Here is a 13,908-nt window from a genome sequence, read left to right on the forward strand (position 1 = left end):
ATATCTTTTTTTAATTAGACTGTCAAAGCTTTTTCAAAGGCAAAACTGGAATTTGCTTAAAACCTGAACAATAAAAAAGCCTATCTTAAAGATAAGCTTTAGTTTAATAATTGTTCATTTGCACTAAGTGCCTCCGGTGAGGAATGTTTTGGCCCTTGATAATGCTTAATAAAAGCATCTTCTTCAATGTTGACCATTTTAATATGTTCATACAAAACAGGAGGAACGGGCACTTCTTTGAGTGACATCACAATGATTTTCAAAGATGAAAAGACATCAATTAAGACACCAAAAACACGAATTCTTTTATCTCCAAGGATTGCTTGAAAAACATCTTTATTTTGGCAAAGTTCAACTAGATTCTCAAGACCACGAATCCAAGTATCTACAATTTGCAAAGTCTTGTTCATTAATTTGAATGCTTTCTCTTCATACCAAAACGTTGATTCAATTAAACGTTGCTGATAATCCAATTGATTAATTGCAGAAACAATTTCACCCAACTCAGATTGAACAGATTGAGCCGAAAACTCGCCACCTAAAATAGACGGCGTCCGCTCCACTAATTGGAGTTCATCTTTAAACAGTGTCAAATAATGAATACTGACCAATAATTTTTGAATTAAAACTTTATGACTACTTTGTTCAGTACGACTCATACGACACTCCTTCTTTGAAAACTCTTCCATGGTAAACTATATTATAAATATAACACAAGACTATTAAAAGGGCAATGAAATGAGGTGAACTAAACAGCATTTTAAATATATTGTTTAATAGTATTCTGAACGATTTCTTTACCAATATCATTGTAATGAATTCCATCATTAGTTACATTAAACTCAAGATTATCATCTTTTGATAACACAAAATTTAAATCAATAACTTTAATCGACTTATGAGATGAATATTCTTTTATCCTATCATTAACACACTTAACTCTTGCATTATCAATTTCAGGTCTAAATAATGAATATGGGATAGTTGTTAGAGTAATATTAATATTTTCCAACTCTAAGAAATTCAGTATTTCCTCTAAATTTTGAATTATTTTACTAATACTGTACGAGGCTGATATGTCATTAATACCTGCAGAAATTAAAACTTCTTTGACTCCATAACCCTGAATTAACTTAATTTGACGATTGATGGAATTCAATGAAACATTTCCAAAACTAAAATTATCATAAGCATCTAGTTCGATATCTATCATTCTAGAGTCACCAATAATTAATTTGTGATATCTCATATTTTCTATTTTCTTTTTAAAAAATGATATATATTTTTTTTGATTTTCAATTTCCCTCCTTGTATAATCAAAATATATTTGTCCTAATACGGCTTTAAAATCCTCTAGATAATCAATATCGTAAGAAAATTGATGTTCCATTAAGTAAGCCTTTGTTCTATTTGTAAAAAAACTTTGATTTTTGATATAACTTTTCTTAGATGATATAAATATTGCACCATTAGGATAAAAGTAATCTTTTTTATTTTGCCTTCTATATCCCTTATCAACTCCTGCAATCTCCTCAGCAAATCCATCTTTTGTTAGCGTGGATAACAAACTCGGATGCTTATCAGCTTTAGTGAAACTTACAACATTTTCTGATTCTTCTGATGATTCAAAAAGCTGTAATGCTTCTTTCAAATGTTGGTGATTTCTTAAAGGTGATGTAACTTGTAGAAGTGCAAAGACTTGATTTTCATGAAAATCCTTCAAAAAATCATTTAACATATCTGCTGTTGTTGAAGTATCAGATGATAATTCAGGACTTCTCATTTTTACTGAAATTCCTTTTTGTAAACAAATTTCTGCGTATAATTGCGAATCTGTACTGACAAATATATCCTCTTTTTTAAACATTTCACTGTTGATTGCTGCGTCTATAGTGTGATAAATCAGTGGCATTTCATCAAGAAATAACATATTTTTGTTTGGTAGTCCTTTTGAACCTGAGCGTGCAGGGATAATACAGATTGGATTCATTTCATACCTCAATCATTTAATTTTCTAGCAGGAACGCCTACATATGTACCTGTTTCTGTTAAAGATTTAATAACAACAGTTCCTGCACCTATAGTTGTATATGGGGAAACTTCAATTAACTGTACTAAAGTACAACTGCTTCCGGCATATACCCCTTCATTAAGAATGCATAATCCATTAATAGTTGAGTTTGGCGCTATATTACAATGACTTTTAATAATTGAATGGTGTTCAATAACAGCTCCAGTATTAACAACATTATTATCATAAATTTCTACTTTAGATCCTACGAATGCACCAATCCCAATAAATATGCCCCTTCCCTTAATACTTTTAGGTGATAAAATAATTGCTTTTGGACTTATTATATTTATAAGAGAATGGTAATATTCTTTTGCAACTAAATCAAATAATTCCTTTCGTTTCACATTATCACCAATGGTAATAAAAACATTGTTAACTTCACCACTTTCAAGGTAGTGAAGGATATCATGCATTTTCCCAAGAATTGGATAACCATCATGCTCTTTTATATCTTTGTCATCAAAATATCCCATAAACTCGTAATTATTCAAATCAAGTATTGGTAAAATAGCATCCGCGTGACTTCCTGCACCTAAAAAAGCAACTTTATTTTTCATAGCTAAACTCCAAATCATTAAATTCTTTGTAAGTTGTAATCTCCTTATTTAATAGTTCTTTAATATTCAAATAGGCAATTTCACTAGAATTTTCTTTCATATATGGATTTTCAAAATCTGTAATTAAATTCATAGAATTGATACCATTAATAATAGCATTTTTATCAACTGGAACATTTATGATACTATTACCTTGCAATCTTCCCTTTTGTCTATCTCCGATATTTAAAGTTGGTTTCAACAAGCTTGGGATTTCAATAATACCTGATGAGGAATTACCAATTAGCCCCTTAGAGTTAAGGACCAGTGAGTGAAAAGTTTTTGTTGGTAAACTTGTAAACAAATATGAGTTCTTTTGAAAATCTATGAATTTTTTAATTTCTTTCATTATAAAATCTGATCCGGTATCAGAATTCGATCCAATAAAAACATATGAAGAATTTTCTTCTTCTAGTGCTGCTAGTAAAACCTTAACTTGAGACAACGCCGCATCTTCTCCTAAAAGAGTTTCAGGGTGAAATAATACAACATAATACTCTTCAGGTAAATCGATTTGCAATATTTTAGATAATTCATTAAATGAGTACTTTTTGCTTACCATTACATTTTCTACACCTAGGGAACCGGTATTAACTACCATTTCAGGCTGTTCCCCAATTTGAATAACTCTTTTCTTATACTCCTCTGTCGATACAAGATGTAAATGACTCATTTTTGTAATCGCATGTCTTATATACTCATCAAAATTACCAAGAGTTTTTTCCCCACCGTGTAAATGACATATAGGAATATTATAAATTAAAGCTGTATTAACAACTGGCAACATTTCATAACGGTCACCAAGGATTATAATTAAATCGTAGTTTTCGAAGGAAAAAATTGAACTTAATTCCAAGGTTAAAGTAGAAATTGACTTACAAATTGTTTCTTTTGAGGTATCAATCAATTTTAATGGAATTTTATAATTAATTGTATAACCATCCTCTTCAATAATTTTGTAGGTAAAACCAAACTTCTTTTCTAAATGCATCGCAGTTGCGATAATATGTAAATCAATATCAGCATCATTATTTAGTTTTGAAATTAAGTTTTTCAAAATGCCATATTCTGCCCTAGAACCTGTAACTAGTCCAACTTTTTTCATTTTAACTCCTTAAAATTTTTAGTCTTTAATTTGAAATTCAAATCTGCTATCTTTTACCAATTGATCTGGCTCAAAACTTTCCTCTGCTTGATCACCAAGAATATCATACCAATGCATAGGAGAAATACCATTACCTGGTCGTTTAACTGTAATATTTTCTGTTGTATAAGTATCACCCTTTTTTATTTCCTTAAGTGCAACAATTGATTTTCGAGCAACAATCTTATTTTTTTCTTCTACAGGATCTGGAATTTTCTCTGATTTTCCAAGTGCTGATTCTACTATCCTAATTCCTTTCACTAAATCTGAAAGAATTTCTGGAGTTGCACTAGCCTTATGATCAGGGCCAGGCATATTTGTATCTAATGTAAAATGTTTTTCAATAACTTCTGCTCCAAGTGCCGCTGCAGCAATTGGAACTTGATAACCAATTGAATGATCTGAATATCCAATTTTTAAATTAGGAAATTCCTTTTTTAATGTATTTAAGACATTTAAATTAATACTTGTAAATGGGGTTGGATACTCTGTTGTACAATGTAGAATGGAAATATCTTTTGTTCCATTATTCACTAAAATATTTACTGCATTATGAATTTCTTCCATATTTGCCATTCCAGTTGATAGAATCACTTTTTTGTTTAATTTACCAATAATTTCAAGATATGGTAAATTAGTAATTTCTCCTGAAGGTATTTTATAAATTGGCATGTCAGTTGAAATCAAAAAATCTAGAGATTCAAAATCAAAAGGTGTTGAAAAAACATCGACTTTTTTTGCTAAACAATAATCTTTTAGCTCAAGGTATTCTTCAAATGAGAGTTCTAAACGTCGAGTCATTTCAAGTTGTGAATCCTCAATTCCAGTAGTAATTTTTTGATACTCTGCTTTTGGTGCATATTTCGAAATTAATTTATCAGCTTTGAAAGTTTGAAATTTTACAGCGTCGACACCACACTCTACTGCAACATCAACCATTCGTTTTGCTAATTCAATATCTCCATTGTGATTACATCCAATTTCTGCGATTATATAAACCATTTCTTTTCTCCTATTTTAACTTTCTATATTGACTTCTTAGCTGCTTCAACATAAATAATGTAAAAGCAGATCCTTTAAAACCTAATAATTTTACTAAACTACCACGTGCTTTTATATTTTTATTTTGCAACAGACGATAGTCATGACACAAATAGCTATATTTCTTTGCTAAATCATAGATTTCATTATTACTTTTATACATATATATATTCGGTAATACTGCTAAATAATAGTAAGTAGCCAGTAGATTTTGACTTGGATTTTCTGTATTTGAAGAATTTGACAAAATAATATCAATACTCCTCAAAATATCTAATACATTTTTTTCTTTTATGACCGATGTAATACTTCCTGTTCTATTTTGTCTATACATATACTGATAAGAATCTAACACAGCATAGGTTGAAATATGATTTAGAATATCACTACTCCATAAACAATCTTCTGACAACATATTTAATGCAAATGTAAGATTATTGTCTTTTATTATTTGAAGTTTAATACATTTTTGCCATGCTGAAACTGAGTAAAGACCTTCAGAAATTAATCCGAGACTTTCTTGTTTGAAATTTCCAAATTTATTGGTAAATTGTACCCCATTTGTTGACTTATTACCATTATAAAAATTTGAAAAAGAAAACAATATGACATCAGGTTCACTACTATTAACTATATCATTGATTTTTTTTAAAAAATAAACATCACTCCAAAAATCATCACCATCTAGAAAAAAAATATATTCTCCTGATGCATGCCGAATACCGAAATTACGAGCGTCAGATAATCCCCCATTCTTCTTATGGTAAGTTCGAACCTGAGGAGATTTTTTCGTTAAATTATCACAAATTTCACTTGTTGAATCTGTCGAACCATCATCTATAAGTAAAACCTCAAATTCAAACTTATTTTCAGTTTTTTGACTTACTACACTATCGACACACTCTTCAATATAATCTTTAATATTATATGCAGGTATAATAATCGAAAATTTCAACTTAATGACTCCTTCTATTTCTCATGAAATGATTTATATCTTCTTTATTTGCCAGGTAGAAATAGGACAAAATAACTAAACCGGCAAAGTATCTAACTAAAATACTTCCAGCAAATTTTGTAATAAAAAATGTGTAGATAATTGCACAAAGCGAAAGAATAATATATGTTTTTTCTGTAACATCATCATAATGATATTTCACTTTAGAGATGTAATGGTGTAATATTAGCAAAACTAGATACGAAATCATTGTTGCAATTGCTGCGCCATATATTCCTACTCTTTGAATCAAGAAAAAATTCAGCAAAAAATTAACTCCGGCTGCAAATAAAGTTCCTATAGGAATAAATTTAGTATTTGCATAATAAAATTGAATGTTAACAGGAAAAGTATATAGAAATACAAAGAAATAACTAAGTATAATCATTGGAGTAAAATAGATGCTCTCGGTATATTTAACACCACCCATTATTTTTATGACTTCAGGAGATATTGTGAGGTATACCAATGTTGAAAATAAACCGATTTTTAAATATTTTGAAATAATTTCTTTTAACTCTGGTAAATTATTTTTGCGAGATTCAAAAAACCAAGGAACCCATACAGTATTTAATGCCATTAATACAACTTGAATAATAAGTCCTAATGAATAGCCAAAACTATATAAAGCAACATCTTTAACTGTTAAAAATTTACCAATCATGACCCTATCTAACTGATTTAGAATTTGATTTCCTAGAGCATGAAAAATCAAAGGAAAAGAGACAGTGATTGTAAAATGTAAATAATTCTTATTTAGTAAAGTTTTTCCATTTTTATATATAACAGCTATACAAACAAGTGTTGCTATACTATATGGAATAATTAAACCAACAACTCTTGATAAAAAATCACTATTAATGTTTTTTAGTAAAACAATAGAAATAATAATACTTGCCAGAGATGTAAATAATGATAATATAAGACTTGAAATTGTTTTTTGATACTGTATAAAATATTGACTAAAGAAATTAACTACAAAATGAAAATAACTTTGAAGCATTAATAATATCGTTATTTGATTAGAAAATCCTAGAAATTTAGAAAATGCAGGTAAAAATATTAGGCTAAGAGAGAATATTACAAGAAATACTAAATTTGAAAAAGTTAAGGCATGAGAACTATACTCTTCATAATGATCACCATATTTTAATTTAGCAACACTTAAAGAGCCATTTGTTTGAAACCCAATTATTATTGAAATAATGGAGACCCATGACATGTATAAACTAAATTCACCAAAACTAGCTTGATTCATCAATCGCGTATATATTGGAAGTGTAAAAAATGCTAGTCCTTGTACTAGCATTATTCCCAAAGTATAAATAATTCCTGATTTAACTAATTTATTTCCCATCTACTTCTCCGACTTTTTATAAAATTGTGAAAGGGTTTGATTGTTTATTTTTTTTCTTTCAAAATCAAAAAACCAACCCCACTTACTAAAATAATGAACTGCAGATTTTACAAATATTTTAAATAATTTCGAGTTGTGATTAGCACCAGACTCATAATCATGAATTACAGTAACCTCTGGAAAATAAATAGTTTTTGAAATTTGATGCATTCTTCGAGAAATATCCCAATCTTCAAAGTACATAAAAAATTTGTCATCGTAGAGGCCAATTTTTTTCAGGTTATTGACTCTAATTACTGAAAAGCATCCTGATAAAATTGGCGCCTCATATATCATTGTCTCAGAATACGAACGAAGCTCATATTTCTCAATAAAATTATTATAAACGAATTTAGGAAATTTCGTCTTTCTTAATAGCATTCCAATAGGTGTGGGTAGCAACTTAGGAAGATGTTGAAGACTTCCATCGCTATTTATTACTTTTGGCATCATCATTCCAACATCAACATGATCTACTAAAAATGACACCATAGGAGTGATAACATCCGAAGTTGAAGATATGTCAGGATTAATCACAACATGAAAATCCGCATTTTCTTTAATTGATTTTTTGAGTGCAATATTATGACCTGCTCCGAAACCAATATTCGAATTATTAAAAATATATTCAATATTTTCATTCAAATCTTTACAAATCTTTAATTTATCAGTGGGTGAGTTGTCAATTAAAATTAATTTTTTTTCTATTATTTTAGACTTTGTAAAACTATCAATTGCTCTTTTTAATTCATCAATACTTGTATTGTATAATACTATACTTCCGTATACTTTCAAAACATTATTACCTTTCTGATAAAATTGAAACGTATGGGGTCACTCCCTTATTTCCTGGAACAGCTTTTTGACTATTTACAATGTCTATTTCAAAGAATAACAAACTAAACACTAAAGCAATTGTCACAATGACTTGCCTCCATCTACTTTTAGAGTCAAGTACTAGCATTATTGAATAGATTAGTGAAACACTAAACAAAGTTACAAATCTATGAAAAATGTAAAATTTCAGTGAGATTATTATACTAATAATCAAAATGATATTTAATAGCATAATGATATTTCTTTTCTTTAAATTATCTATTTTAAAGTATGACTTTTTAACGAAGAAAATAGGAATAAGTATAAAATATCTTAATACCATTCCAATACCACTACCAATTTCTGTTGCTTTATTATAAATATCCAAGTTTAAGTAAAATTGATATTTTGTCCCAGCAAGTATACCTGTCTGAGCTAAAATCTGAACAAGAGATATTCTAAAAAATAAAATTGATAAAATTATTCCAATAAAAAATGTACGCTTATTATATTTTAATTTATTAAACAAAATAAATGGTAGGAACAGTATAGAAACATAATGAAAACCTGTTGCTAATAGGACTAGTAAAATATATTCTTTTATATTTCCTTCAAATAATACTAGAATAGCATATATTAATATACAAACCGCAGTTTCCTGTCTCATGGCATTTAGACTATTTAAGTAAAAATAAACATAGTATAAAAAAATAAATATTTCTGGATATTTAACTTTATTACACGATAAAACAATAAAAATCGAATTAACAAAAGCCATAAAAACAAAAATTGACTGACTGGTAAACCCGATTGTTTTTAGTGCCTTATTTACTATTAGGAATATAGGTTCTAAAGTGTGAAAATTATATATATTAATATTGTTAAAAATATTTTGATATGTTTCAAAATCTGCGCCAACACCTTTTCTTAAAGCAGCTGTTAAAAATAATCCTAAAAACACAAAAAATAATGAAATATTTCTCGATGCTTTATTTTTTGAATTAGTAGCTAAATAGCTAAATATTAAGCAATATAATAATAATCCATTGTATATAATTATTGTACTAATCATTTAAAACTTTCTAAAAATTCAATATTGAAGGAATGTAAAAGTTCTTGTTCTTTTTCAAATTCCTTCATAGGTAACATTTTAACTTCAATATTTTTCAAATTATCATATCCTAATACTGCCGAGCTAAATATCGTATAAAGTTTGATTTTACTATATTTTCCTAATATCGATGAAAGGTAATCTTCAAATATTAAGTCTGTATTTATATAATTAATTCCATTTACAATATATGTTTCTCTTGGATGAGGATAATAATACTCAATTTTTAAATTCTTGGCAATCTGTTCAAATGTATTCTTATTTTTTGATCCATCTTTATAAATAGGTTGACCAATTAATATTGAAATTTCTTTATCAGGATTTATTTTAGTATCAATCTTATAATCAAATAAAGTCAATTTTTGACAATTGGATATAATATTATTTCCACTGTAAATTGTATAATGTACTTTTGAAAATTTTTTAATTGATTCCAAATCATATGATATGAATAATACTTTTTTCAACAGTTTTAGTGGACGTGGAGTTTGATTCTCGTATAGCAAACTATTTTTAAATAAATTAGCAACACCATCATCAAACGTCATTAGTTCATTAAAGACTATTGAAGTCAAAATAGATTGAACAAAAATTGAATCTATACTAGCTATAAAAACCTTTTCATATCTTATACGATTTCTTAAAAATCTCTGTCTAATAGTTTCCTTTACTAAACCTTTGGAATCATGTAACTGAATTTCCTCTGAAATCTGACAACTCTGACTCAAAAGCTTAAAATAATATTTACGTTTTGTATTGTCTGAAAAAAAATAATTAATTAAATGAAACTGTTCCATTTTATGGTTTTCAATAATTTTTTTAGCAATATACATTTGTAATGGTGTATGACAAATTATCAAATTCATTATAAAATTTCCCTTTTCCAGATTTTATGTTCAAAATCGTATCGTTTTAATATTTTTGCAGGAGACCCACCGATTATAGAATAATCTGGAAAATTACCTTTAACAACACTATTTGCACCAACTATAGTTCCATTTCCCAATACTGTCCCAGGTAAGATTACAACATTTTCACCAGTCCAACAGTTTTCACCTATAATTACTGGCTCAGAAAATAGTTTCCTATCATCAGGGTATTCTAAAGGACTTGCTTGATTTTCACCTTTATACTTTCCATGCTCATTATCTGTAATAAGAATATTAGATGCAAAAAGACTATTTTTTCCAATTGATATCTTTTCTACACTTGAAATATGTACTCGATCACCAAATTTACAATTGTCTCCAATTTCTACACATCCAAATTCAGAAGAAGAGCGGCGATATACTTCAAATCTACAAAAATATCCAATAGTTAAACCATTCCCATATTTCAGGTAATTCTTGCCTCTTATAAAAAATGGACGTCGAATCAATCTTGCTTTTGGCCAAAAAATTTTTGTATAAATTAGATTTCTTATATTATTGAAGAGCTCGGTAGGGCTATATACTTGTTTTAATTGTTTCATTTAGTTCCGTCATTTCTATAGTCTTTTTAAAATCAAATTTCTGATAGTTAAAACTATATTTACTTAATTGTTTATCATAAGTTAAATTACCAAACATTTTTTTGATATTGTCATTAAAAAATAAACGCTTAATTACTGGGTTAAAGAGCTTAGTTTTAAATTGTTTACGATTATGAACTTTCGCAATTATTGACATCATGTTAGTAGTGGAAACATATTCTGCATTTTGTGGGAAGAATATTCCACTACTTTCTGTTAACAACAGTTGTTTAACAAATTCACAAAAATTTCCAATATATAACATACTACGCTCATTAACATAATTTGGTATAATCGGAAGTTTTCGAGAAAGTTTTGATAGTCTTGGGTAATTTCCTTTTGAGCCTTCCCCATATATCATAGGTGGTCTAATAATAGCAATTTTAAAATTTTCATCACTCAAAGCTTGCAATCTTTTTTCTGCTTGCCACTTACTATCACCATAAAAATCACTTGGAGATGGTTCTGTATCTTGATCAATCATTCTACTAGCTTTTGTACTATCACCGTATACAATAATACTACTCATAAAAATAAACTGTTTAACCCCAGAGCTCTTGGCTTTTTTGGCAGTTTTTTCAGTTAACTCTGTATTGACTTTGTAATAAAAGTCTTTTTTACTCTCATCTTTAGAGAAGTGTGCAATACCAGCAACATGAAAAACACTATCATACTGTGAAAAATCATTTTTTTCCCAATTAGGGTCAACCATATCTAAAGTATCAACCTGAAAAGTTTCTACAGAATTCATAAGCCAATTTTCTAAAGATTGGCCAATATATGAATTAGCTCCTGTAATTAGAATTTTTTTCATCTTATTTCTCCTTTTTTTGTCCTGTACCACCTTCAACTACGCCATCACTTCTAAGGACACTCAAGAATGTTCCAAAGAAGCACTTAAGATCTAGTAAAAATGACATATTGTCAACATAATAGCCATCTAGCCTTGATTTGTCTTCAATTTCTAATTCATCACGTCCATTGATTTGTGCCCAGCCTGTTAAACCTGGTCGAATATCATTGGCTCTGTATTTATCTCTTTCGGCGATTAAATCAAATTGATTCCACAAAGCAGGTCTAGGTCCTACGATAGCCATTTCACCTTTAAAAATATTAAAAAGCTGAGGCAATTCATCTAAACTTGTTTTTCGTAGAAAAGCTCCTACTTTTGTAATCATAACTGTAGGATCTTTTAACATATGTGTTGGCATATCTGCAGGAGCATCGACATACATACTTCTGAACTTGTAAATCATAAAGTGACTTTTATCTTTTCCTACCCGTTTTTGTTTAAAAAGCACAGGCCCAGTGGAATCAATCTTTATTGCGATAGCAATTCCCAGTAAAACTGGTGCTAAAATAATGATGGCAATTCCTGAAACGATAATAGATAAGCTACGTTTGATAATGGGGTACATTCTCTACTCCTGTTTTGCAAAGTGAATCAATGTTTCTTTCAAATTGTCTGTTGGCAGTTGATCTAAGTTTGAAATGATAGCTTCAACTTCTGCTAGTGGTTTACTAGTAACTTTACCAACAAAAATTTTATCATGTATTTGTTCACTGACTCGTTCATTTGAAGATAACAATTCTTCATAAAGTTTTTCACCAGGTCTGATTCCTGATTCTACAATTTTAATGTCTTCTTCTGTGTGACCACTCAATTTGATTACTTTTTTCGCAAGGTCTAAAATTTTGACTGGTTCACCCATATCAAGAACAAAGACCTCTCCACCTTTAGCTAAAAATCCTGCTTGAATAACAAGACGACTAGCTTCCGGAATGGTCATGAAATAACGGGTCATTCTAAAGTCTGTTACTGTGATAGGTCCACCTTTTTTGATTTGCTCTTTAAAGAGAGGAACCACACTACCACGACTACCAAGGACGTTACCGAATCGCACAGCTGCAAACTGAGTTTTGCCTTCTTCATTCAAGCCAGTGACGATCATTTCAGCGAAGCGCTTAGTTGCACCCATCACATTAGGCGGATTAACTGCTTTGTCAGTTGAGACCATGATAAATTTAGGAATCCCAGCAGCCTTGGCTGCTTCCGCCACATTTTTTGTCCCAAAGATATTATTTTTAACAGCTTCTTTTGGATTGTATTCCATCAATGGCACATGTTTATGTGCTGCAGCATGATAGACTATATCAGGTCGATAATTCGCCATAATTTCAAAAATCAAGTCTCGATCTTGAATGTCCGCGATAATTGGGACAATGTCAATTCGTCCCTTTAACAGTGCTGATAATTCACGATGAATCAGATAAATGGAATTTTCACCATGCCCTAAAAGTAAAATGCGTGCTGGATTAAATTTAGAAACTTGACGACAGATTTCTGAACCAATTGATCCTCCTGCACCAGTTACAAGAACTGTTTTCCCGTTAAAAAATGAATTTAAAGACGTTTGATCTAATACTACTTCCTTTCGTCCAAGTAAGTCAGCAATCTCAATTTCTTTAAATTTATTAAGTGACACATTACCTAGAACGATATTCTCAATACTAGGCATATTGTTTACGTGAACGTTTGCGTTACGGCAGATATCTAAGATTGATTCTCGTTCTTCCCCAGATAAACTTGGGATGGCAATCGTAACTTGTTTAACTTCATATTCTGCTACTAATCTTGGAATGGAATTTTTATTTCCCAGTACTTTAATCCCGTGTAAGTAGGTGCCTAATTTATTGATATCAGCATCAACAATACCGACAATGTCAATATCTTTACTCTTATTCAGAATTGTTTGAATAAAGGCACTACCACCTTCACCGGCACCAACAACCAACATTTTTGTCTTTTGGTCTTTTTTATTATGTTTGACAAACAAATTTTGTTCATGCCACATCCGCCAAATCATCCGAGGAAGGATAATTAAAAATGTTCCAAAAAGGAATGATAAGAAAAGAAAACGACGACTGAATGTATCTAGGAAAAGAACGTCGACCAAATAACTTAATAAGGATGCGAAGAACATGTTAGCTATTAGGATAAAGATGACTTTATAATCGGTAAAGCGATTGATAATGGAAAAGATTCGAGCTCTTATTCCTAAAACTGTATAAACGAAAAGTGTTACAAAAAGAGTGATATAGATTTCTTTGTCGCTTAATCGAGTACTGTATGATAGTAAGAACCGAAAAGCCGACAGATGTGCGAATGTAATCATAAACACATCAATCAGATATAAAATCGCTCTTTTTTGACTTCTTTTCATTT

General features: G+C 29.6%; 14 protein-coding genes. All 14 read right to left on the reverse strand.

All coding sequences use genetic code 11. The features are described 5' to 3' along the window. Positions 1–98 precede the first annotated feature (98 nt). Positions 99–659, reverse strand: coding sequence for a hypothetical protein (locus tag MKY69_RS06115; protein WP_340791162.1), 561 nt, complete (start codon positions 657–659; stop codon positions 99–101). A gap of 101 nt (positions 660–760) precedes the next feature. Continuing rightward, positions 761–1,990 carry a cytidylyltransferase domain-containing protein gene (locus tag MKY69_RS06120; RefSeq protein ID WP_340791163.1) on the reverse strand — a complete coding sequence of 410 codons (1,230 nt, stop codon included), beginning with the start codon at positions 1,988–1,990 and terminating at the stop codon, positions 761–763. A gap of 8 nt (positions 1,991–1,998) precedes the next feature. Next, positions 1,999–2,631, reverse strand: a complete 633-nt coding sequence (locus MKY69_RS06125) for a NeuD/PglB/VioB family sugar acetyltransferase (RefSeq protein ID WP_340791164.1) — start codon at positions 2,629–2,631, stop codon at positions 1,999–2,001. Continuing rightward, positions 2,621–3,775 carry a UDP-N-acetylglucosamine 2-epimerase gene (gene neuC, locus MKY69_RS06130; protein ID WP_340791165.1) on the reverse strand — a complete coding sequence of 385 codons (1,155 nt, stop codon included), beginning with the start codon at positions 3,773–3,775 and terminating at the stop codon, positions 2,621–2,623. Before neuC ends, MKY69_RS06125 begins: the two co-directional genes overlap by 11 nt. 18 nt (positions 3,776–3,793) lie before the next feature. Next, the gene (gene neuB / locus MKY69_RS06135; protein WP_340791166.1) at positions 3,794–4,816 is read right to left on the reverse strand and encodes an N-acetylneuraminate synthase; all 1,023 of its coding nucleotides are present in this window, start codon (positions 4,814–4,816) and stop codon (positions 3,794–3,796) included. Positions 4,817–4,826: 10 nt separating this feature from the next. Beyond that, positions 4,827–5,810: a glycosyltransferase family 2 protein gene (locus MKY69_RS06140; protein ID WP_340791167.1), complete on the reverse strand. Its 984-nt coding sequence runs from the start codon at positions 5,808–5,810 to the stop codon at positions 4,827–4,829. A 1-nt stretch (position 5,811) separates the two neighbouring features. Then, positions 5,812–7,206 (reverse strand): lipopolysaccharide biosynthesis protein, encoded by a 1,395-nt coding sequence (locus tag MKY69_RS06145; protein WP_340791168.1) that lies wholly within the window; start codon positions 7,204–7,206, stop codon positions 5,812–5,814. Further along, positions 7,207–8,040, reverse strand: coding sequence for a glycosyltransferase (locus MKY69_RS06150; protein ID WP_340791169.1), 834 nt, complete (start codon positions 8,038–8,040; stop codon positions 7,207–7,209). Positions 8,041–8,047: 7 nt separating this feature from the next. Continuing rightward, on the reverse strand, positions 8,048–9,133 hold the full coding sequence (locus MKY69_RS06155; protein ID WP_340791170.1) for an EpsG family protein: 1,086 nt from the start codon (positions 9,131–9,133) through the stop codon (positions 8,048–8,050). Next, positions 9,130–10,038, reverse strand: a complete 909-nt coding sequence (locus MKY69_RS06160) for a glycosyltransferase family 52 (protein ID WP_340791171.1) — start codon at positions 10,036–10,038, stop codon at positions 9,130–9,132. The genes MKY69_RS06155 and MKY69_RS06160 overlap by 4 nt, the downstream gene beginning before the upstream one ends. Next, positions 10,038–10,643, reverse strand: coding sequence for a DapH/DapD/GlmU-related protein (locus MKY69_RS06165; RefSeq protein WP_340791172.1), 606 nt, complete (start codon positions 10,641–10,643; stop codon positions 10,038–10,040). Before MKY69_RS06165 ends, MKY69_RS06160 begins: the two co-directional genes overlap by 1 nt. Next, a complete protein-coding gene (locus MKY69_RS06170) occupies positions 10,618–11,496 on the reverse strand; it encodes an NAD-dependent epimerase/dehydratase family protein (protein WP_340791173.1) in 879 nt (292 codons plus the stop codon). Before MKY69_RS06170 ends, MKY69_RS06165 begins: the two co-directional genes overlap by 26 nt. Before the next feature lies 1 nt (position 11,497). Beyond that, positions 11,498–12,100: a sugar transferase gene (locus tag MKY69_RS06175; protein ID WP_003108309.1), complete on the reverse strand. Its 603-nt coding sequence runs from the start codon at positions 12,098–12,100 to the stop codon at positions 11,498–11,500. 3 nt (positions 12,101–12,103) lie between these two features. Further along, on the reverse strand, positions 12,104–13,906 hold the full coding sequence (locus MKY69_RS06180) for a polysaccharide biosynthesis protein (protein WP_037619549.1): 1,803 nt from the start codon (positions 13,904–13,906) through the stop codon (positions 12,104–12,106). Positions 13,907–13,908 lie beyond the last annotated feature (2 nt).

Origin of the sequence: Streptococcus sp. FSL R7-0212, from assembly GCF_038007985.1 — a bacterium.
Classification (GTDB): Bacteria; Bacillota; Bacilli; order Lactobacillales; family Streptococcaceae; genus Streptococcus; species Streptococcus parauberis.

What these genes read in the sequence shown, in the direction of transcription:
- MKY69_RS06115 (WP_340791162.1), bottom strand. Translation starts at nt 659, where the DNA reads ATGAGTCGTACTGAACAAAGTAGTCATAAAGTTTTAATTCAAAAATTA.
- MKY69_RS06120 (WP_340791163.1), bottom strand. Translation starts at nt 1,990, where the DNA reads ATGAATCCAATCTGTATTATCCCTGCACGCTCAGGTTCAAAAGGACTA.
- MKY69_RS06125 (WP_340791164.1), bottom strand. Translation starts at nt 2,631, where the DNA reads ATGAAAAATAAAGTTGCTTTTTTAGGTGCAGGAAGTCACGCGGATGCT.
- neuC (WP_340791165.1), bottom strand. Translation starts at nt 3,775, where the DNA reads ATGAAAAAAGTTGGACTAGTTACAGGTTCTAGGGCAGAATATGGCATT.
- neuB (WP_340791166.1), bottom strand. Translation starts at nt 4,816, where the DNA reads ATGGTTTATATAATCGCAGAAATTGGATGTAATCACAATGGAGATATT.
- MKY69_RS06145 (WP_340791168.1), bottom strand. Translation starts at nt 7,206, where the DNA reads ATGGGAAATAAATTAGTTAAATCAGGAATTATTTATACTTTGGGAATA.
- MKY69_RS06155 (WP_340791170.1), bottom strand. Translation starts at nt 9,133, where the DNA reads ATGATTAGTACAATAATTATATACAATGGATTATTATTATATTGCTTA.
- MKY69_RS06160 (WP_340791171.1), bottom strand. Translation starts at nt 10,038, where the DNA reads ATGAATTTGATAATTTGTCATACACCATTACAAATGTATATTGCTAAA.
- MKY69_RS06165 (WP_340791172.1), bottom strand. Translation starts at nt 10,643, where the DNA reads ATGAAACAATTAAAACAAGTATATAGCCCTACCGAGCTCTTCAATAAT.
- MKY69_RS06170 (WP_340791173.1), bottom strand. Translation starts at nt 11,496, where the DNA reads ATGAAAAAAATTCTAATTACAGGAGCTAATTCATATATTGGCCAATCT.
- MKY69_RS06175 (WP_003108309.1), bottom strand. Translation starts at nt 12,100, where the DNA reads ATGTACCCCATTATCAAACGTAGCTTATCTATTATCGTTTCAGGAATT.
- MKY69_RS06180 (WP_037619549.1), bottom strand. Translation starts at nt 13,906, where the DNA reads ATGAAAAGAAGTCAAAAAAGAGCGATTTTATATCTGATTGATGTGTTT.